General features: G+C 34.0%; 16 protein-coding genes, 1 tRNA gene and 4 pseudogenes. 8 read left to right on the top strand and 13 right to left on the bottom strand.

Annotation, left to right across the window (positions count from 1 at the left end; translation table 11 throughout):
• Window position 1 precedes the first annotated feature (1 nt).
• Window positions 2-841: a DUF2163 domain-containing protein gene (locus tag AACL09_RS05870; protein WP_339047705.1), complete on the bottom strand. Its 840-nt coding sequence runs from the start codon at window positions 839-841 to the stop codon at window positions 2-4.
• A gap of 143 nt (window positions 842-984) precedes the next feature.
• Here AACL09_RS05870 and AACL09_RS05865 point away from each other — a divergent pair, with 143 nt between their 5' ends.
• On the top strand, window positions 985-1,554 hold the full coding sequence (locus AACL09_RS05865; protein WP_339047703.1) for an ankyrin repeat domain-containing protein: 570 nt from the start codon (window positions 985-987) through the stop codon (window positions 1,552-1,554).
• Window positions 1,555-1,631: 77 nt separating this feature from the next.
• Window positions 1,632-2,245: pseudogene (locus tag AACL09_RS05860) on the top strand (transposase); the annotation flags it as partial.
• 449 nt (window positions 2,246-2,694) lie between these two features.
• Here AACL09_RS05860 and AACL09_RS05855 read toward each other — a convergent pair.
• The 7 genes and pseudogenes from AACL09_RS05855 to gyrA form a co-directional block, all read right to left on the bottom strand.
• Window positions 2,695-3,061, bottom strand: a pseudogene (locus AACL09_RS05855) (phage baseplate assembly protein V); the annotation flags it as partial.
• Window positions 3,048-3,430, bottom strand: a pseudogene (locus tag AACL09_RS05850) (hypothetical protein); the annotation flags it as partial. The pseudogenes AACL09_RS05855 and AACL09_RS05850, both read right to left, overlap by 14 nt.
• A 140-nt stretch (window positions 3,431-3,570) precedes the next feature.
• Window positions 3,571-3,750 carry a hypothetical protein gene (locus AACL09_RS05845; RefSeq protein ID WP_339047701.1) on the bottom strand — a complete coding sequence of 60 codons (180 nt, stop codon included), beginning with the start codon at window positions 3,748-3,750 and terminating at the stop codon, window positions 3,571-3,573.
• Window positions 3,751-3,810: 60 nt separating this feature from the next.
• The gene (locus tag AACL09_RS05840) at window positions 3,811-3,963 is read right to left on the bottom strand and encodes a hypothetical protein (RefSeq protein ID WP_339047700.1); all 153 of its coding nucleotides are present in this window, start codon (window positions 3,961-3,963) and stop codon (window positions 3,811-3,813) included.
• On the bottom strand, window positions 3,956-4,165 hold the full coding sequence (locus AACL09_RS05835) for a hypothetical protein (protein ID WP_339049045.1): 210 nt from the start codon (window positions 4,163-4,165) through the stop codon (window positions 3,956-3,958). The genes AACL09_RS05840 and AACL09_RS05835 overlap by 8 nt, the downstream gene beginning before the upstream one ends.
• 95 nt (window positions 4,166-4,260) lie before the next feature.
• Window positions 4,261-4,491 (bottom strand): annotated as a pseudogene (locus tag AACL09_RS05830) (major capsid protein); the annotation flags it as partial.
• Between the two features lie 595 nt (window positions 4,492-5,086).
• A complete protein-coding gene (gyrA, locus tag AACL09_RS05825; RefSeq protein ID WP_339047698.1) occupies window positions 5,087-7,921 on the bottom strand; it encodes a DNA topoisomerase (ATP-hydrolyzing) subunit A in 2,835 nt (944 codons plus the stop codon).
• Between the two features lie 191 nt (window positions 7,922-8,112).
• Here gyrA and AACL09_RS05820 point away from each other — a divergent pair, with 191 nt between their 5' ends.
• On the top strand, window positions 8,113-9,555 hold the full coding sequence (locus AACL09_RS05820) for an ankyrin repeat domain-containing protein (protein WP_339047696.1): 1,443 nt from the start codon (window positions 8,113-8,115) through the stop codon (window positions 9,553-9,555).
• 572 nt (window positions 9,556-10,127) lie between these two features.
• Here the strand turns inward: AACL09_RS05820 and AACL09_RS05815 are convergent.
• Window positions 10,128-10,970, bottom strand: a complete 843-nt coding sequence (locus AACL09_RS05815) for a 2,3,4,5-tetrahydropyridine-2,6-dicarboxylate N-succinyltransferase (RefSeq protein ID WP_339047694.1) — start codon at window positions 10,968-10,970, stop codon at window positions 10,128-10,130.
• A gap of 35 nt (window positions 10,971-11,005) precedes the next feature.
• Window positions 11,006-11,860, bottom strand: a complete 855-nt coding sequence (locus tag AACL09_RS05810) for an SPFH domain-containing protein (protein WP_339047692.1) — start codon at window positions 11,858-11,860, stop codon at window positions 11,006-11,008.
• A 78-nt stretch (window positions 11,861-11,938) separates the two neighbouring features.
• On the opposite strand from AACL09_RS05810, the gene eno reads away from it, so the two are divergent.
• The 4 genes from eno (at window position 11,939) to AACL09_RS05790 (ending at window position 15,651) form a co-directional block, all read left to right on the top strand.
• On the top strand, window positions 11,939-13,165 hold the full coding sequence (gene eno / locus AACL09_RS05805; protein WP_339047690.1) for a phosphopyruvate hydratase: 1,227 nt from the start codon (window positions 11,939-11,941) through the stop codon (window positions 13,163-13,165).
• Window positions 13,166-13,171: 6 nt separating this feature from the next.
• Window positions 13,172-14,191, top strand: a complete 1,020-nt coding sequence (cgtA, locus tag AACL09_RS05800; protein WP_339047688.1) for an Obg family GTPase CgtA — start codon at window positions 13,172-13,174, stop codon at window positions 14,189-14,191.
• A gap of 81 nt (window positions 14,192-14,272) precedes the next feature.
• Complete coding sequence (locus AACL09_RS05795) at window positions 14,273-15,514, top strand: hypothetical protein (protein ID WP_339047686.1); 1,242 nt, start codon at window positions 14,273-14,275, stop codon at window positions 15,512-15,514.
• A gap of 50 nt (window positions 15,515-15,564) precedes the next feature.
• Window positions 15,565-15,651 (top strand) — tRNA-Ser (locus AACL09_RS05790).
• A gap of 128 nt (window positions 15,652-15,779) precedes the next feature.
• Here AACL09_RS05790 and hemJ read toward each other — a convergent pair.
• A complete protein-coding gene (gene hemJ / locus AACL09_RS05785; RefSeq protein ID WP_339047684.1) occupies window positions 15,780-16,208 on the bottom strand; it encodes a protoporphyrinogen oxidase HemJ in 429 nt (142 codons plus the stop codon).
• Between the two features lie 116 nt (window positions 16,209-16,324).
• Between hemJ and pdhA the strand changes: the two genes are divergently transcribed.
• Entirely contained in the window at window positions 16,325-17,320 is a 996-nt protein-coding gene (gene pdhA / locus AACL09_RS05780; protein ID WP_339047682.1) for a pyruvate dehydrogenase (acetyl-transferring) E1 component subunit alpha, read from the top strand.
• A gap of 27 nt (window positions 17,321-17,347) precedes the next feature.
• On the opposite strand, the gene AACL09_RS05775 is transcribed toward pdhA, so the two are convergent.
• Both AACL09_RS05775 and argS read right to left on the bottom strand, forming a co-directional pair.
• Window positions 17,348-18,301, bottom strand: coding sequence for a hypothetical protein (locus AACL09_RS05775; protein ID WP_339047680.1), 954 nt, complete (start codon window positions 18,299-18,301; stop codon window positions 17,348-17,350).
• A 65-nt stretch (window positions 18,302-18,366) separates the two neighbouring features.
• Entirely contained in the window at window positions 18,367-20,070 is a 1,704-nt protein-coding gene (gene argS / locus AACL09_RS05770; protein WP_339047678.1) for an arginine--tRNA ligase, read from the bottom strand.
• Between the last annotated feature and the right edge of the window lie 24 nt (window positions 20,071-20,094).

Raw genomic sequence — 20,094 nt, 5'->3', positions numbered from 1 at the left:
TTTATTGATTATACACATAATTTCCTAAAACATTTCCTGGTACATGAGGTTCGCCACGAAAGTTTTTTACGTTATTAAATTTATTTTTGCACGTAAGAAATTTCTTATCACAGCCAGCAGTGATGAAATATTGGTCTTTTTCCATAATTTTATGTGGCACCTGCATAAAAAGAGTAACGCTTCCTTTCCGATATTCTCGAATGGTAAAAGTTAAGCCGCTATTTGCTCCACTGGCAAATTTAACTATTCCATATTTGTAATAATTGTCATCTTCTGTTAAATTTTCATCTTGGAAATTATGATTATTTACCACTGATGTTACTGCACCAGATTTAGTGAATTCATTGCTGTCTAACTTGCACTTATTATCACAAAACTCCGCTCTACATAAGGTTGAATACAACTTTCCTATATTTTGCGTAAGTTTAGTTGATAGCCCATGAATTTGAGCTACGAACCTACCGTTGCTAAGTATTATTCTTCCTAAAGTACCATAGTGCATGCTTAGGCTTCCTTGGCTTAAATCATTATAATTAACTAAAAATATCTCAATTCGCGCAAAGTCATATTTTCCTGCTAAGATATCTTCTTCTTTTATACTACTGCTACTTAGCACTCCTTCTATTTCTAAGTTATCGATTGCTAGATCAGAGTTATTTACAATAGCACTTGCAGTAAAACCCGTATGTGATTGATAAACTATATTATCTATTGTTAAGTCTTTATCATAGTCAGTAAAACCCATAACTTCATTATTAGTTAGTGTTAATTTCCAACATGTTGCAATGCTTAGCACTGAGCTAGATAAATGTTCTTTTAATTCTTTGGTAATGTTTTTCATATGGTTAGAAATGTAATGCTAAATTGTGATTGTAATAGTGAAACAGCCTCTCATGCCATCACTTTTAAAACTAAAATTAAACACAGTGCAAATTGACAAATATTATGCTATAAAGAGCATAAATTATCCTTATAAGGGGGGATATGTCACTTGATGAACAACTAGTAGGTGCAATTAAAAGTGAGGATATAAAGAAAGTAGAATCTTTATTAAATGAGGGAGTAAATCCTAATGCTTATCTTCCACCAGAAAATGCAGCTGTATTCCTTACTGATACATATGGCAAAGAGTTAGCAGAAACACTTTTACGTAAGACGGATGGAAATGCAGTAACAGTGTGGCACATTGCTGCCTCATCTGAAAGCGAGAAAATAATAAAGTTGTTTTTAGAAAAGGGGATAGATGTTAACGCTCGGGATAATTATAATACACCTTTAAGCAAATTTATATTGAAAGATATTTTTGAATTAAAAGAATCTCTAGAGAGCTTTTTCCTATTCCTCATTTTCGGTGCTGATGTAAATAAAGAGCCTAAGTCTGTAAGGGGAAAAATAAACAATACATCTAAACTTAAAGAATGCCTTCAAGCATTTGAACAAATCAAAGCAATGCCGCACTTAGGTAAATTAATAGAAGCAAACATAAAAAAAGAAAATGCAGAAGCTATCGCTAGTTATAGCCATTCCTTTAAAGATCCGAATGAGATAAGATAAAGATTTAGGACCGTACATTTAAGAAAAAAGGCAATTGGATGAAGGAGAAAGTAGGTTGGTCAGAGGTTTAAGATAGAACTTTGTATGAATGGCAGCAAAGACGCAAGGAAACATCAGTCAAAAAAACTTGGAACTGGAATCATAAAATGGTTGCTGAGTTTGCGAAGGTTCTATCGGAAATCTGGGGTAATATTAATTTTCGCACAATACATAGAGCATTAAAGAAAATTGGATTTACACGCAAAAAAAGACCTATGGATATAAAGAAAGAGATGAAATTTAAAGAAATTATAGCAACCTAAAAGTCTGGTATTTTTAGATGAATCTGGCATCAATAATACAGAACTTATGGATATTGCCAGAAAGGGCAAAGATTTTATGCTTTAAAATCTGGAAAAAAGAGTCAAGTATGATTGCAGCTTTGAATAATGGGAAAATCTATGACCTTCGAAGGCCATTGTGATACAGAGGTTTTTAACACTTGGTTTGAACAATTTTTAACACCAATTTTGCAGAAACTTTGACATTTCCATAAATCTAAAAAAATTAGTGAATTTGCTAAGGCACTGAAGTTCTTTATCTTCCACCATATTCTCCTGACTTTAATAAAATTGAACCTCATTGGTTTATTATCAAAAACATGGCCCTGTTCAAGTCTTTTCGTCATGCTGTTGATTTTGCTTTCTTATGAATCCTTCAAATTATTGTGGGATATGCTATACTTCTCTGTACAACCCAACCCTCATCATTTGAGCTATACCCCTTGCATCTACACAAATCACTGGTAATCCAAAATCCCTTAACTCTTTACACATTGATATTGACAACTTTCTATCCCTATGGATTCTTATTTTTTGCCTTGACTTAGCAAGTTCTCTGCTATTGCTTTACTTTTTCTTGCAACAACTTCTTCCTTAACAACTTTTCCTTTCTCATCAACGATACTTATAAAAGTTTCTTTGAGTGAGACATCTAACCCAATATAATATTTTATGAGACTACTCCTACTTTAAAAGTTTAAATTATTTTTGCAGAACTAATTCTATCGAATTTCTTACTTCTCTCTAAAATATTCTATCTCCTTTTTTCAATAGCTATTACAGTATGTCTAATCTCTTAACTTGGCTAGTTTTGAACGCATAGCGTAATTTTATCCACCACAGAAACTTCAAGATGATGACTATCTTTGTTATATGACAGCTTTGTTCCATCTTGAAACGCTAAGCTACTGATCATTTTATCACTCTCCGCTGCTGGATATTTCTGCTGATAAATACTACCTACCAAGAGATAACTCTCCTGAGGGTGAAAACTTGTTCATCAATACTTGGTAACTCCTCTCTTCTCCAGCTCTGAAAGTTATCCACGGCAGCCATCCAGTTAAAATCTCATCTACTTTGACCACAACTCTTGCTTGTGAATAATCTACTTCTTTTACAACTCCAACACGGATGATGTTAGCTAGTTTCCTCTGCAGTTGCGAGATGGCAAAATTATGCTCCAGCACTTATACCTCCTATACTTATGGAATGTGATTCAATATCACTATCTACCCAGATTGAATGCCCCACATGCGCCTCATGCACCCATTCGACTAACCAAACAAGATAAGCATCCAATTCCGGTTTAAACCCATCTCCTGCTGCTGATATAAATTCAGCGGGTGAAATATTCTCCATATTCCAAGTATTCTTATTTACAACTCTTGCAACTTCAGCTGCCAGTGATCTTACAACTAGAAAAGTATACTACTATCAATTTGCTTCAAACCTAGCTCTAAGGGCAAGTTCCTGGATCTTTTCCTGGCTCCAAACTTGTAAGCTCAATAAATACTGCTGGAGCTTTTACGTACTACTGGATAGTGTTCACAGTGCTGGTATTTTATTTTTGACAAATTTTATCCAGTCCATTATACCTTTTACAAAATAAAATTAAGCTCATGCCCAAAATACTTTTCGAATACCTTCTCTACTTCATTACTCACGAGTCCCTTAATGATCTTTGATGCTTCTGGCTCTAGTGGTAATCTTGTATTGGTAGTGCCGTTTTACCTTTACGCTTAAAACTACTTGTATAACCTCTAGGCATAGTGGCAACAAATTCACTTTGAAACATATATTTTCCAACTTTTGCCCCAGTTTTTATCTGTCTCATACTCCCAAGTTTTGCTGCTTTGATTCCATAAAGACTTGCCATAACTAATGCTTTTAAAGAGTTTCTATTGGCTTTGTAGCCTATTTCTAATTAGCTTTAATTTTATTTCGTACTTATTTCCCTACTAGCTTGAGCTTTTACCCAAAGCACTGTTTTATTTAGTGCTCTAACTATTGCTAACTCTATCCATGGCTTAGTTGCATTTATTTTATCAGTTAATTTAGCGATATTACTGCTAACTTCTATACTAAACATTTGAGTTATCTGTTTTCATACATTCTATTCTCCACAGCATTTCTGAATTATCCTTAAGTGGTGATGAGTGGACCTTATACTTTTGCTCATTGATAACAAAGATATCTCCTACTATAGGCTGCAATATATCAAATACGCTAACCTCAAGTATTAACATCTCGCCAATGCTCACCAATCTCATAAGTGGTTGTTGCTTTAATATTGTGACCGTATATGACTTATTTTTTGACTTGTATAATGCCTTATCTCCTAAGTATAAAAAACAATCTGCAAATAACCTTTTTTAACATTTAAACGTTAGGAAGCTGTAAGTTTTATTAGTACTGCTGGTCTGTGACACATAGGAAAGACTGAGTATGCAGTCCGATCAAATCTTCTTGTTTTGCATAAAGTTAAAGTACTTACAATTTCATTAAAGTCTGCTGTAAATAGTAAATGTGTTTGCATGGGAAAACAATGTCCAGTATCTTTTTCATTCTCACATTGCCATCAGGATCAGTTTCGATACTCTTCAAAAGTAATACCACATCATATCATTTCTTTACCATCTTTCATAGTTTACAAAAAAGTTGAAAAAAACTAAAAAAAATGCAATTTTCTGCTTCCATGGTTGTGAATGTATATGATATAAAGAGAGAGCCAATCTGGAGAGATCGAGGCTGTAGAGGCGGCCTTTAAAATGGCAGATGTATAGGAAAAAAAATCTGAATATATTGAATAGGATCTTTGGCGACCTACTGAATAGTTTTAGCTATTTTAAGATTTTTTCTTAAAACAAGATTGATACCTTTGTGGTCATATGCTTTAAAACATACGACTATAGCGCTTCCAATTATCAATTCTCTCATGGTGGGAATCCGTGAAAAGGGCTAAAAACGCTCCTCTCTCTGATGTTGTACACCTCTCCAGATTGGCACTAAATCAACAATAGGTCGATTAAAAAATCAACACAATATATCCAAAATAAACAATAACTCAGTAAAAATTCTATTTAATATTTAAATTTTTCCTTTTTAATTATATGGTTTTGATATGAAATAAATTTCTTGGTTATAAATATTGAAATTTTCCTTTTATTAATCTTATATTTAAAGATTTTTCTAATATAATTAATATTATAGGTTTATATTGCATCAGTTATTACCTCTAAATCTTCAACTGCAGGAGATTCAGCATCAACAACCTTGGCAACTGATACTACTTTTTCATTAGGTTCAGTTTTAAATAAAATCACTCCTTGAGTACTGCGCCCTGCAACTCTTATATCATTTACTTCTATACGGATTAATTTACCTTGATCTGTAATTAACATTATATTATCTGTATATTCTACAGAAAAACTAGCTATTACCTTACCATTTCTTTTGGTTGTTAGTATATTGGTAATACCAACACCACCTCGTCTTGTAACTCTATATTCATAAGCGGAAGTTCTTTTACCAAAGCCATTTTCAGTTACGCTTAAAATAAGCTGCTCATTTATTGCCATATTGACAAATGTTTCTTGTTTTAAACCCAGTTCATCTATTAACTTTTTTGTACTACCTGCAGCTTCCATATTTTTTGCTGCTTCTATACGTTTTGTCAGTGGCACCTTTAGATACATATTTCTTATTTCTGATGTCATTCCTACTTCATCTGAAGATTCTGTAATATCTTGTATATCATCTTCTACGTCTGAGCCTATAACACTATTATTAGTATCTTCTATATCTGAATCTATACCGTTGTCATTACTATCTTTCATGTCTGATACTTCAGCATAGCCATTTAGCACTGACATTGAAATAACGCTATCTCCCTGTTGCAGCTTTATTGCTCTTACTCCATCAGATGTTCTACTTTTAAATTGACGTACACCACTTGCAGGAAATCTAATACTTTTACCAGTCTTAGTGGATAAGAAAACATGATCATCTTCTTTACACACTTCTACAGATATCAATTTATCACCTTCAGATAAAAGTATTGCTGTTTTACCATTACTTTGGACATACTCAAAATCAGATAAAGCATTGCGTCTTATATTACCATAAGCGGTTGCAAAAATTATGTTTAGATTTTGATTGTCATTTTCTTGCGGCAAAGGCATAACGTTTGTTATAGTCTCACCTTCAGAAAGTGGAAATATGTTCACAAGAGATCTACCACGTGCAGTTGGTTCAGCTAGCGGTAGTTTGTAAACCTTGAGCTTATATACCCTACCGATATTAGAAAAAAATAGAACACTAGTATGGGTGTTTACAACAAATAACTTTGTGGTGACATCCTCTTCCTTAACTGCTTGTCCTAATTTGCCTTTACCACCTCGTCTTTGAGTTCTATAGTGTGAAAGTTTTACTCGTTTTATGTAGCCGTTCATTGTAACAGTAACCACCATATCTTCTTGTGGTATTAAGTCTTCAGCCTCATATTCAACATTACCTTCTTCTATTACAGTCCTTCTTGGTTGAGCAAATTTTGTTTTAATCTCTTGTAAATTTAATTTTATTGCCTCCATCAACTTCTCTTCTGAGCCTAAAAAGTCAATATATTCTTTAATAAGATCAAGCATGAGCTTAAGTTCATGTTCTAACTTTTCTTTTTCAAGCCCAGTTAAACGTTGTAGCTTCATATCTAAGATAGCTTTAGCTTGAGCTTCAGTTAATTGATAATATGAATCTTTTTGAAAAGGGTCAGAATCAGTAATGAGTTTTATCATCTCCCTTATCTCAGCAGAGGTATTCCATTTCTTTTCTAACAGCTGCTTACACGCTTCTGCTGGATCTTTAGCGCCACGAATTATTGATATGACCTCATCAATATTTAAAACCGCAACGTAAAGCCCTATGAAAATATGAGCTTTTTCTCTTGTCTTTTTTAGTCTAAATCTAGTTCTTCTAATTAATACTTCTTTTCTAAATTCAATAAAAGCTGCTATCATTTCCTTTATTGACGCCTGTATTGGTGCATTACCATGAAGTACGTTCATGTTTATACTGAACCTACTACGCAGGTCAGTTAGAACAAATATTTGGTTTAATATAAATTCAGTAGAAGCATTTCTTTTTAGTTCTATTACGACTCTAATTCCTGATTTATCAGACTCATCTCTAATATCTACAATATCTTCAACTTTCTTTTCTTTTACTAGTTCAACAACTTTCGTAACTAATTTTGCTTTATTTACCTGATAAGGAATCTCATCGATAACAATCGCCTGTTTTTCCTGAGGCAAGTCTTCAATATGAGTTTTTCCCTGTACAGTAATTATTCCCCTGCCAGTGGTGAACGCTGATCTTATAGCAGTTTTACCCAAAATAACCCCACCAGTAGGGAAATCTGGTCCAGGCATAACAGCCAGTATATCCTCAACGGCAATTTCAGGATTTTCTATATATAGCAAGCAGGCATCAATAACCTCCCCTAAGTTATGGGTAGGTATATTGGTTGCTATACCAACAGCAATACCTTCTGTGCCATTTACAAGTAAATTTGGAAACTCAGCAGGTAAGACTATAGGCTCAGATTCATTACCATCATAATTAGGACGAAAATCAACTGTATCTTCATTTATATCATTTACTAAATAATGAGTTATCTTTTGAAAACGAGCTTCAGTATATCTCATCGCTGCTGGAGGATCATCATCAATTGAGCCCCAGTTACCTTGTCCATCAACTAAAGGATGCAGAATAGAGAAATCTTGCGCCATTCTAGCCATAGCATCATAAATTGCTGCGTCCCCATGTGGATGATATTTACCCATCACATCACCTACAATTCTTGCTGACTTGCGATAAGGCTTACCATAATCAAAACCAGCTTTATGCATTGCATATAATATTCTTCTGTGTACTGGTTTTAAACCATCGCGAATATCAGGTAGTGCACGCCCCATAATTACGCTCATGGCGTAAGAGAGATAAGATTCTTCTAATTCTTTCTCTATTGAAATTGTGATGATATTATCAGCCATCTTCCTTAACTATTTAAAGATTAAATTTAAACGTTAAAACCCATAAGGTCAAGCTAATGATGAAGAGGCTATATTCAAATTAAGCAGAAGAAATTAAATTTAAATATAAGGATTTGGAATATCACTTTATAAGTTGACACATAGTATTTTATGCTAATATTTTAATTATTATCATAAAATTTGGGGGATTTATGTCACTTGATAAAATACTAATTGATGCAGTAACAGAGGGTAATATAAAGGTAGTACGTGAGCTCGTGGAAAAAGGAATAAGCGCTAATACCGTAGATAGCTCACAGAGCAACAAACCAACAATTTTATATATTGCCGCTCAGAGAGGCAACATAAAAATTATGAAACTACTTCTAAAGTATCGTGCAAATATTAATAATGGCGATACTCATGGAGAAGTATCAAACTTCACACCTTTACATGCAGCTATTGAAGAAGAGCATGAGAAAGCGGCAAGATTTCTTATAGAAAATGGTGCAGATGTTCATGCTAGAGACATCCAAGGCAATACCCCCTTACATGAAGCAATTCTTTCTGGGCAAGATCCAAAAACAATAGGATTACTTTTAGAGCGTGGGTCAGACGTTCATGCTAGAGGTCGGCAGGATGACACCCCCCTACATCTTGCTGCTCTGAAAAAATCACAAGAATTAGTAGAATTACTTCTTAGTAGAGGTGCAGATATAGATACTCATGCTCGAAATGAATGGGGCTGTATCCCCTTACATTACGCGTTTGGTTATTGGCAAGATTCACAAGTAGTAAAATTGCTTTTAGAGCATGGGTCAGACGTTCATGCTAAAGGCATCTGCGGTTTAACCCCCCTATATAGAGCAATTAGTTGTTTTGAGAAAGATCCACAAATAATAAGATTGCTTTTAGAGTATGGGTCAGACGTTCATGCTAAAGATGATTATAATAATACACCTTTAAGCAAATTTATATTGCAAGATATTTTTGAATTAAAAGAATCTCTAGAGAGCTTTTTCCTATTCCTCATTTTCGGTGCTGATGTAAGTAAAGAGCCTGAGTCTGTAAGGGAAAAAATAAACAATACATCCAAACTTAAAGAATGTCTTAAAGCATTTGAAAAAATAAAAGCAATGCCGCACTTAGGTAAATTAATAGAAGCAAATATAAAAAAAGAAAGTGCAAAAACTATTGCTAGTTACATAAACAATGAAGCAGAAGGACAAAAGTTAATTGAAGAGTTCAAAACAATTAAAGAAAAATATGGCTCTAATGAACGATTATCTTTTATACTTAAGTGTTTATTGGATTTTATTCAGCATCTAAGTAAGCAATATTTGTCAGAGCACAAGAAAGATGCATTTAAAACTGGAGCTCTTGCTGAGTTTTTAAGGCTGGTATTACAAAAAGAAGGAAATTTTGACTTTAATAAAAAAATGGCAATACAAGATTATGGCCTTATTGAGGGAAATAATGATGCATTAAATCTGAGCGTAGCATGCAAATCTATCAATATAGAGGCTAGGCAGCATGCAGAGATCAGTTTGCAAAAACGAGAAAAGAAGATCAGCGAACTATCTCATGAAATGCAAAGGTTACTAACTGAAATTGAAGTTGAAGAACCCCCAAGAAAACGTCAACGCATAGAATAGAGATAATGAAAAATTTCCTAATTATTCAAATCATAAAACAGTTGCTGTGGGTAGGATTTAAAAATTTTTGAAAAAATAACAAAATTCCGCTAAAATTCTGCTTCCATAGATTTTCAAGTATTGCATATAATGGGGATGCCAATCTGGAGAGATTGAGGCTGTAGAGGCGGCCTTTAAAGTGGCAGATGTATAGGAAAAAAAGATCTGAATATACTGAATAGGATCTTTGGCGACCTACTGAATAGTTTTAGCTATTTTAGGCTCTTTTGCTTAAAGTAAGGGTTGATATCCTTATAGTTATATGCCTTAAAACATATAACCATAGCGCTTCCAATTATCAACTGGTAGTCCTCTCATGGTGGGAATCCGTGAAAAGGGCCAAAAACGCTCCTCTCTCTGATGTTGTACACCTCTCCAGATTGGCACTAAATCAACAATAGGTCGAAAAAGGTTGAAAGATAAGATCAAAATAAATAATGATTCAGAGAATTATATAACAATTACTTATGAATATTTTAAATTCTTTCTTTTTTATTATAGGAGTATGAGATGGAATAGCTTTGTTTGGTTTACTACGCTTCTATTATTTCTCTAAGCAGTTCGTTTATCGAAGTTTTAGAGCGCGTTTTCTCATCTACTTTTTTGACAATTACAGCACAGTAAAGAGAAACGTTGTTTTCAGAAGAAATAGAACCAGGAACAACTACAGAGTATGGAGGTATTTCCCCATAATGTATCTTACCGGTTTTGCGGTCTATTATTTTGGTCGATGCTCCAATACATATGCCCATAGCTAAGACTGAACCTTCTCTAACAATCACACCTTCAGTTACTCCGCTCATTGCTCCAATAAAGCAATTGTCTTCTATAATAACAGGAGTCGCCTGCAGAGGTTCAAGCACACCACCTATAACTACATTACTTGAAATGTGGCAATTTTTCCCTATTTGTGCGCAACTGCCAATAGTTACGCCACTATCTATCATAGTGCCAAAGTCAATATATGCTCCCACATTAACAAAGCTTGGCATCAGCACAACGTTTTCACCAACATAAGCAGAATAACGAACAAAAGAGTTAGGTGCGGATCTAATTTTAGACTTTAAAAATTTCTCTTGATCCCAGTTATCAAATTTACTGCTAACCTTATCAAACCACCATGTTTTCTCGTTCTTCGCTGCTGAATTACCAAAATTTATGAGTGATGAATCTACAGTACGAAAATGAAGTAGTATGGCTTTCTTAGTCCAGTCATTTACTTTCCATAATCCAGACTTATCTCTTGCCGCTACTCTAATTTTACCTGCATCTAATAAACTCAGTGTTTCTCGGATAGCTTCTTTAAGTTCTGCATTATTTGATATATGGTTTTTATTTTCCCATGCATTTTCTATGACTAATTTTATTTGATCCATTATTTTTTAAGTTACCTAAGGTATAATAACGTTAGTTACTCACTGCGTAAATTAATTGTTGGATGCACATCACGCTCTGAAACTAACGTCACTAACAAGTTATTAATTAGTTGAGCCTTTTCTTTACTATCTAATTGTATCCCATTATTCTTTTCAAAATGTTCAATTACTTCCTCAGTGATGCTTATAGCATTTTGTACTATATGCCTTCTTGCAGATGTGATAGCATGTGCTTGCTGACGCCTAAGCATTGCTTGTGCAATTTCTGGTGAATATGCAAGGTGTGATATACGAGCTTCTATAATTTCCACTCCTGCAATACTTAACCTCTTTTGCAACATTGACTTCAGCTCATCAGAAATAGTATCTGAGTTCTTGCGCAAAGACTCCTCATCATTTTCACTATCGTATGGGTAGTTACTTGCTAACTCTCTTATTACTGATTCGCTTTGCACCGAAACAAACTGCATATAATCATTAACGTTGTAGTATGCCTTAGCTGGGCTATCTACCCTCCATACAATCACTGCTGAAATTTCAATTGGGCTGCCATTTGCATCATTAACTTTAATTTTGTCTGTATTAATACTATTAAATCTTAGAGAAACAGGATATTTAGAAGAAAGTGGTACTGTAACGAAAATCCCAGGGTTAAAATAAGTTCCAATATAATGGCCAAAAAGCTCAACTATCGTTGCTTCATTAGGATTATTGATAAAATACCCAGTCAGCATTAAAAACAGTGTTCCTGCTCCAGTTATAAGAAATAAAGATTGCACAATTCCACTATTTATTTTTATGCCTGCAAAAAAAAGTATCGCTGCTAAAGTTACTATGAAAATCAATGTTGATATTAAATCTAACTTATTTAATTTTTTATCTTGTATCATATCCCATTCCCTTTACTATTTTTATATGTATAGATAATGCATTTTAGTATGGCATTTTAAGTTATATAAGCAATAAGAATGAAAGAAAGGATTAACAGTATATTTGCACGCGAAATATTAGATAGTAGAGGATACCCAACAATTGAAGTAGAGGTACTTTTATGCGATGGCTCAGTTGGCAGGGCATCTGTTCCTTCTGGGGCTTCAGTTGGAAAAATGGAGGCGCTGGAACTGCGGGATAATGATCCTCATCGTTACTGTGGCAAAGGAGTACTTAAAGCAGTACAAGCAGTAAACACAGAAATTGCAAAACGCTTAAGTAGTATGAATGCAACAGAGCAAAAAAAAGTAGATGAAGCTTTAATTGACCTAGATGGTACGGAAAATAAATCAAGAATTGGCGCAAATGCTATTTTAGGGGCATCTTTAGCAGTAGCTAAAGCTGCTGCTTGTTCTTTAAATATACCACTGTTTAAATACTTAGGCGGTATACATATAATGCCAGTACCATTCATCAATATCATCAATGGTGGTGCACATGCTGATAACATGCTAGATTTTCAGGAATTTATGATAATACCTGTAGGAGCTAGCACTTTTGAAGAGGCCATCAGAAAATCTTCAGAGGTTTTTCATAGCTTAAAAGAAATACTCAAAAGAAAAAACTACAGTACAAGTGTTGGTGATGAAGGAGGGTTTGCTCCAAATCTGAGCAAAACTGAAGAGGCTTTGGATTTAATATTGGAAGCTATAGAAAAATCTGAACATTCTCAAGATTTCTCTTTAGGGCTGGATGTTGCAGCATCAACTTTTTATAAAAATAATCTATATAAATTTGCAAATAAGGAGCTGAGTTCAGAAGAATTAATAGCTTACTACCAAAAGCTGGTGGATAAGTACCCGATTGTATCAATAGAAGATGGGCTTAGTGAGGATGATTACCAAGGTTGGCAGCTGTTAACCGCAAAACTTGGCAAAAAAGTACAACTTGTTGGGGATGATTTATTTGTCACAAACTGTAATTTAATTCAAAAAGGAATAGAGATGAATATGGCAAATTCAGTGCTAATTAAGCCCAACCAAATAGGTACATTAACTGAAACTTTAGATGCCATAGAACTGGCACATTCTCATTCTTATAAGACTATTATTTCTCACCGTTCAGGTGAAACGGAAGACGTGACAATTGCCCATTTAGCTGTGGGATTTGGTTGCGGACAGATAAAGACAGGGTCACTTTCTCGCTCAGAAAGATTGGCAAAATATAATGAATTAATTAGAATTGAAGAGCAACTTGAAGTATAGGTTTTCATGAGCTTTATTGATGAAGTTAAGGTGTACTTAAAAGCTGGCAATGGTGGTAGTGGTGCTGCAAGTTTTCGTCGTGAAAAATATGTTGAATTTGGTGGTCCAGATGGTGGCAATGGCGGTAAGGGGGGAGATATTATTTTTGTTGCAGATCAAGGCTTAAATACCTTACTTAACTTCCGTTATAATCAACATATTAAAGCTCCAAATGGGAAAAATGGTGCAGGAAGAGATAGGTCTGGTCCATCTGGAGAAGATATAATAATTAAAGTGCCAGTCGGTACGCAAGTTATAGAAGAAGATACTATCATTGCTGACGTTGATGAGATAAATAAGCAATTTTTGATAGCAAAGGGTGGTTCAGGGGGAATAGGCAACTCTCATTTTAAAACTTCAACTAATAGGGCACCAAGACATTTTACTTGCGGCCAAAAAGGAGAAGAAAAATATGTAGTATTAAAACTAAAAATACTATCCGATGTTGGTATTATTGGGTTGCCAAACGCTGGAAAATCAACTTTTCTAACGCGTTGTTCTCATGCCAGGCCAAAAGTTGATAACTATCCTTTTACTACCTTAAGACCATATCTTGGGGTAGCTAGTATAGATGATGAAGAAATAGTCATTGCAGATATTCCCGGTCTTATTGCTAATGCTCATTTAGGAGTGGGGCTTGGTCATAAATTTTTAAAACATATAGAAAGGTGCCAGGTTTTGCTGCATTTAATTGATTGCACAAGTGATGATGTACTTGCAGATTATAAATGCATACGCAATGAACTAATGCTCTATAATGAAAGTTTAATGGGTAAGAAGGAAGTTGTAGTTTTAAATAAATGTGATCTTCTAGATGCACAAGCAGTTAAAGCTAAAAAAAGCATCCTAAACAATTGTGTTAAAGAGGTATATGCTTTATCACTCAACGATGACCTTAAACCAGTTTTAAGATTATTAAATGAGAATCTAAAAAATAGTAAGGTAGAAATTACAAATCAAGTGTTTGATCCTTATAAATATAGCTAATAAAGCAAAAAATTTGCTTATTTAGTGATTGCATTTATATCCATATTAGAATAGATTCAGCTCAAAAAGGGGGATAGATAAATGACTAACTATGTTGAGGGAAAAGAATATGACATACTCTATACAATAGGGAAAAAAGTATATAAGGAGAAAAACTTTATTGTTCTGACAAGTCGACTTGAATCCGATCTTTACCAAAACCATGTTGTTGATTTTTGCTTTGGAGAGAGAGGAACAAGGGCAAGTAAGACTGCAATAAGTCTTATTATTGTACCTATAGCACTTTTTAGCGCTGTTATTTTTGGATTAGCTACAGGCATATCGCAAATTGCTATTGCTGGTGCAACTTGTGGAACTGCGAGCTGTTGTTTGCCACCATGTGTTGCTCATTGTGGCCGTGCTCACCACGTTCTTAATAATGAGGAGGTCTATGCATATCCAGTTACAGTTGAAATTGTTACTACCTTACCACAACTACAACAGCATTTATTTGTAGGTAATACTATTGAGACAGAGTTAGCATATGATGGAAAAAAATCGTTTATGAAATTTCTCAAATCTTTAGAAAAGTCAAAAACATTAAAAATTAACGACATTACGCAACATTCAAGACTAATTATAAAAGTACCTAAGGTAATAATAGGAGTAGGGCAAAAGTTGAGTTTTGATAAATTATATGATAAATACCAAGTATATAAATTATTTAATAAATATTACAACACTGAAAAGCAGCTAATCTTAAAAATACCATTTGACATTCAACATAAAGGGGAGGAGAAAAGCGGAAGCGGATATATAGAATATATTGGTATTAATCATTCAATAGAAAAAACTACTACTGATGATAGAGGTAGAGAATACCAAGTAGGAAAGACTATAGAGCAATTAAAGATAAAGAGAAATTATGTTGTAACTGAAGGTCATATGTTTTTGATAAGTAGGTGGACATCTTATACTATTCATGAAAGAAAAAGAGAGAAAATAATATATAAGGATGAAGAAATAGAGACAAGAATAGATGCAAATGGTGATGTCAAGGTAAGTGATAAGTACTTAGAAGCTTATCAACAAGGAAAGATTAATATAGCTAATGGTAGCGGTAGTATTTTCATAGGTGATATTCCTTTTGCAGATGTTGTTGCTTGTGGAAGGTGGAAAGATAATGCTATTAGGCATAATTTTGCTGTAGCATCAACGTATCAAGCTCCTTTTTTATCAGGCTGGAAACCATTAAGTACAAGTAATGTTATCACAACAGAGCCAAGTTCCAGTATAGAGCTGGCTAATGTTAGAACTACAGCAATGTGCAAAGATTATAAGTAGCTTCAAGATTGATATTGTCTAAAATTAAATATTATGATAAGAAAAGAAGTGGACGGATGGCCGAGCGGTTTAAGGCACCAGTCTTGAAAACTGACGCATGTGTGAGCATGCCGTGGGTTCGAATCCTACTCCGTCCGTGTAAGGGCTATATATATTTATTAATATATATAAAATTTTTCTACTTACTTAAATAAGTTTATACCCTATAATGTTTTAGTTACTGAGATAAAGTTTCTTACCTAGACCAGCTATCTTATAACAATAATTAAAATGGCCTGACAACAACCATTATCACTATTATTATTATAAGCACCGTTACTATTTCATTTAAAACTCGAAAATAAATGTGAGACTTCTTGTTAATATTTCTTTCGAAGTCTTTTCTATGTTTAGCGAACAACATATGAATTATTGACATTATAATTATAGCAAAGGCTTTAATGTGAAACCATGTCTCAAAGTATACTTTTTTAATACTGATCAGCATTATACCTAAGAGAAAAGTAGAAATCATAGCTGGGTTTATAATATATCGCAGCAGTCTTCTTTCCATTACCTTCAACATATTATCACTTTCAGAACCGGGCTTGACTTCTGTGTGATACACGTAAAGCCGTGGCAGGTATAACATACCAGCCATCCACATTATTACTGAAATGATATGAAACGCTTCAATCCAATGATAATAACTCATAAATATTTCCTGAACTTTTTTATAACTTTAGTTATACTAAATTATTAGCGAATATAAAACTTGATTTTTTTTATTATGCTACAGAAGTAAGCAAATAATATTTAGGGAATATATCGATGAAAAAACACAACAATTTGGGGAAAGAACAAATAGTAAAAGCTTATACTGATATGCTCTTTATACGTCGTTTTGAAGAAAAAGCTGGTCAATTATATGGAATGGGTCTCATAGGGGGTTTCTGTCATTTATATATAGGACAAGAGGCAGTGGCTATAGGTATGCGGCAGGCAGTAAAAACTGGAGATTCATCTATCACAAGTTATAGGGACCATGGACTTATGCTTGCATGTGGTGCAGATGCAAAAGCCGTGATGGCAGAGCTACTTGGTAAGAAGTCTGGTTGTTCTCAAGGCAAAGGAGGATCTATGCACATGTTCGATGTTGAAAAAAACTTTTTCGGTGGGCATGGAATAGTTGGAGCACAAGTCCCTATTGGCACTGGCATAGCCTTTGCCAATAAATATAAGAGAGATAATAATATAAACAAAAATGACAATATAGTCTTCACTTATCTTGGTGACGGTGCAGTAAATCAAGGACAAGTATATGAAGCGTTCAATATGGCATCTCTGTGGAAATTACCCATAGTTTACATTATAGAAAATAACGAATATGCCATGGGAACTTCAGTTGAGCGCTCTGCTGCAGTTACTGATTTATATAAAAGAGGAGAAAGTTGCGGCATTTTGGGACATAAAGTAGACGGTATGGATTTTTTTGCGGTAGCTGCAGCTGCAGCAGAAGCTGCTGAGCATTGTCGCTCAGGCAAGGGCCCTATTATTTTAGAAGCAAAAACTTACCGTTATCGCGGTCATTCTATGTCAGATCCAGCAAAATATCGTTCAAAAGAAGAAGTTGAATATATTAAGGAAAATAAAGATCCTATAGAAAGTTTAAAACAATATATTATAGGCAATAAAATTGCTTCCGAAGAAGAATGTAATAAGTATGATAGAGAAATACGAAACACTGTACAAGAAATTGCAAATTTTGCTCAAAACAGTGAAGAACCAGTTCTTGATGAGCTTTGGACTGATGTTTATAAATCTTGAAATAGCTTCTATATAAAAACATCAAATTTATAGAACTTCACCAATAAAAATAGGCTTATTCCCTGCTATTGCTGGAATAAATGCAATTTTTGATTTCTCAAGTGCAGGAGCTGGCATAGTACTTATACTAGCATTTATATACTCACATAACTCCATATCCGCTGCTGGCTCTTCTTTTAACTTAAGCTTAACTTCTGTAGATGAGCAGTCTGCATAATGGAATTTAATAGAGTTTATGTTGTATAATTTAGTGAATTTGAAAATTTTATCAGCTGATTTTTGGGTTTTCTCATCTGATAAATATGCTGTATCATACTGATATCTCACATTATAAGAATCACTATTGTGGTATTTGTCATGATCTGTTTTCTTAAAGAAAAATATTTTCGATCCATTAATTTCGTTTATAATATTATATGCTCTCTGAGAACCTATTACCTCAGGGTATATACTTTTATTTTTACTTGACCCAAAAAATGGCTGAGTAATAGTAAAAGTTACTCCTTCAAATAGTTTATTATCTATCTCTGTTAACCCTTTATTTTCTGTATTGTCCTGTACAACTGGTATCTCTATTTCATTTTTACTTGGCCTTATCACAAGGCCATTATGACCTAAGCTTATAGTTACTTTTTCTATTTTATCTTTCTTACTATCACTTAATAACAGCTCTTTAGTTTTATTAAGAAGATCACTATTACAGTTTAAACGTTTTGCCTTAACTTTATGAAATATAAAACTAGAAATCAAAACCGCTAAGATAACTGATGAAGCTATAATATAAAAGCAGGTCATTGAACCTATTGCATCTTTCAAAAAGTTCAAATCTACTTTTCTACGATTACCAGCTTGTATTGCTCCTAATAGTAAAATTGATGAAATAAAATATGCAAGACTGAATAGCGCAAGTGTTGCACCTGCAACTTTAGATACTGTTCCATCTGCTGTTTTTTTCTTAAGATATTTTTGAATAGATTTCATGTATCCCCCATTACTACATAAAAACTTAATACTTAAGTATAAATCTTAACTTAAGAATTGTCAAATTACCTCATTTCCTCCAGTGGTTCTATGTTAAAAACTGACAAACCTGAAGCAATCACGCTGGCGACTGCTTGTGCCAGAAAAATTCGCGCAGATGTAAGTGCTATATTATCATCGATTATAAATTTCATATTTAAATTCTTACTGCCGTATCCCCATAAAACATGAAATTTTTCTGCTACTTCAGTTAAGTAAAAACTAATTTTGTGTGGCTCATATGCTTTTGCAGCTGATTTTACTACCTGTGGCCATTTTGCTAGTGTCTTTATCAATAACAACTCCTCATGAGAAGAAAGAAGTGATAGATCTATCTCGCTCTTAGGTAGTAACTTTGGAGCTCTACGCATCAGTGAATGGGCTCTTGCATGTGCATATTGTACGTAAAATATTGGATTGTCTTTCGATTGCTCTTTAACTTTAATAAAATCAAAATCTAAAGGCACATCGTTCTTGCGAGTTAGCATTATAAACCTAGTTATATCTTTCCCTACCTCCTCTACTACGTCTTTAACTGTCAGGAAATTTCCTTTTCTTTTTGACATTTTAACTGGCTTTCCATCGTCTAAAAATTTCACTAAATTATAAAGTTTTGTTTCTACTTTTGCTTTACTTTCACTGAGTGCCGCAACTATTGCCTTAAGCCTTCCAGTGTATCCTGCATGGTCGGTTCCAAGTACGACTATCATTTGATTGAACCTGCGAGAGATCTTATGAAAATGATAAGCAATGTCTGTAGCAAAATATGTCCAGCTACCATCTTCCTTTTGTAGTGGCCTATCAACGTCATCACCAAAATTAGTAGAGCTAAATAGCATCTGCTTTCTTGGTTTCCAGTTTGGATCTTCTTTCCCTTTTGGTTTATCCAGGCACCCGTGATATATTAAACCCTTATCAGATAATATCTTTATACTTTTTTCAACAATACCACTTTTTTGCAGTTCATATTCTGACGTAAAAACATCATGTTCTACCCCCAGTAAATTTAAATCATCTTTAATTAATCTAATGATATAATCTAAAGCGTAAGTTTTAATTTTTTCAAAGTCTTGCTCTACCGATAACTCCTTACCATACTTTGCTGCAAGCCCTTCACCCACTGGCTTTAAATATTCCCCGGGATACTGGATATCATCAAAATTTACAGATTCCTTGAGTGCTTCTTTATACCTTAAGTAAACCGACTGCACCAGCTGATTTATCTGCACGCCAGCGTCATTGATATAATATTCTTTAGTTACATCATAACCTGATTTTTTGAGCAACCTTGCCAAAACATCGCCAAATACTGCTCCCCTTGCATGCCCAATATGCAGTGGACCTGTTGGATTTGCAGATACAAACTCAATATTAATTTTCTGATTATTACCAATATTTGAGCTGCCAAAATCTGTTTTGAGCGTATTAACCTCCCTTAAAACATTAAGCCATACGTCTTGCTTTAAGTGCATATTAATAAATCCAGGTGGTGCTATGTCAATGCTTGCAATCACGTCAGAAGGTTTAAGAACATCTACTAAAACCTTAGCAACTTCCATAGGATTTTTTTTCTCTATTTTCCCTAAAATCAACGCTGCATTGGTGTATACATCACCATGGCCTTCATTATTTGGTGGCTCAACTACTATGCTTTGAGCATCATAGCTGTAATCTTTTAGTTCACCTATCTTTTTTAGGATAAAATCTCTAATTCTGCTAAATATATCCATGTGCAAAATTTACACTATAATGTT

Origin of the sequence: Candidatus Mesenet endosymbiont of Phosphuga atrata (genome assembly GCF_964020175.1) — a bacterium.
Lineage (GTDB): Bacteria > Pseudomonadota > Alphaproteobacteria > Rickettsiales > Anaplasmataceae > Mesenet.
This window is presented reverse-complemented; position numbering and strand designations above follow the sequence as displayed.

Bases quoted from the DNA above. Each gene is read 5' to 3' on its own strand.
- AACL09_RS05870 (WP_339047705.1), bottom strand. From the start codon at position 841: ATGAAAAACATTACCAAAGAATTAAAAGAACATTTATCTAGCTCAGTG.
- AACL09_RS05865 (WP_339047703.1), top strand. From the start codon at position 985: ATGTCACTTGATGAACAACTAGTAGGTGCAATTAAAAGTGAGGATATA.
- AACL09_RS05845 (WP_339047701.1), bottom strand. From the start codon at position 3,750: ATGGCAAGTCTTTATGGAATCAAAGCAGCAAAACTTGGGAGTATGAGA.
- AACL09_RS05840 (WP_339047700.1), bottom strand. From the start codon at position 3,963: ATGTTTAGTATAGAAGTTAGCAGTAATATCGCTAAATTAACTGATAAA.
- gyrA (WP_339047698.1), bottom strand. From the start codon at position 7,921: ATGGCTGATAATATCATCACAATTTCAATAGAGAAAGAATTAGAAGAA.
- AACL09_RS05820 (WP_339047696.1), top strand. From the start codon at position 8,113: ATGTCACTTGATAAAATACTAATTGATGCAGTAACAGAGGGTAATATA.
- AACL09_RS05815 (WP_339047694.1), bottom strand. From the start codon at position 10,970: ATGGATCAAATAAAATTAGTCATAGAAAATGCATGGGAAAATAAAAAC.
- AACL09_RS05810 (WP_339047692.1), bottom strand. From the start codon at position 11,860: ATGATACAAGATAAAAAATTAAATAAGTTAGATTTAATATCAACATTG.
- eno (WP_339047690.1), top strand. From the start codon at position 11,939: ATGAAAGAAAGGATTAACAGTATATTTGCACGCGAAATATTAGATAGT.
- cgtA (WP_339047688.1), top strand. From the start codon at position 13,172: ATGAGCTTTATTGATGAAGTTAAGGTGTACTTAAAAGCTGGCAATGGT.
- AACL09_RS05795 (WP_339047686.1), top strand. From the start codon at position 14,273: ATGACTAACTATGTTGAGGGAAAAGAATATGACATACTCTATACAATA.
- hemJ (WP_339047684.1), bottom strand. From the start codon at position 16,208: ATGAGTTATTATCATTGGATTGAAGCGTTTCATATCATTTCAGTAATA.
- pdhA (WP_339047682.1), top strand. From the start codon at position 16,325: ATGAAAAAACACAACAATTTGGGGAAAGAACAAATAGTAAAAGCTTAT.
- AACL09_RS05775 (WP_339047680.1), bottom strand. From the start codon at position 18,301: ATGAAATCTATTCAAAAATATCTTAAGAAAAAAACAGCAGATGGAACA.
- argS (WP_339047678.1), bottom strand. From the start codon at position 20,070: ATGGATATATTTAGCAGAATTAGAGATTTTATCCTAAAAAAGATAGGT.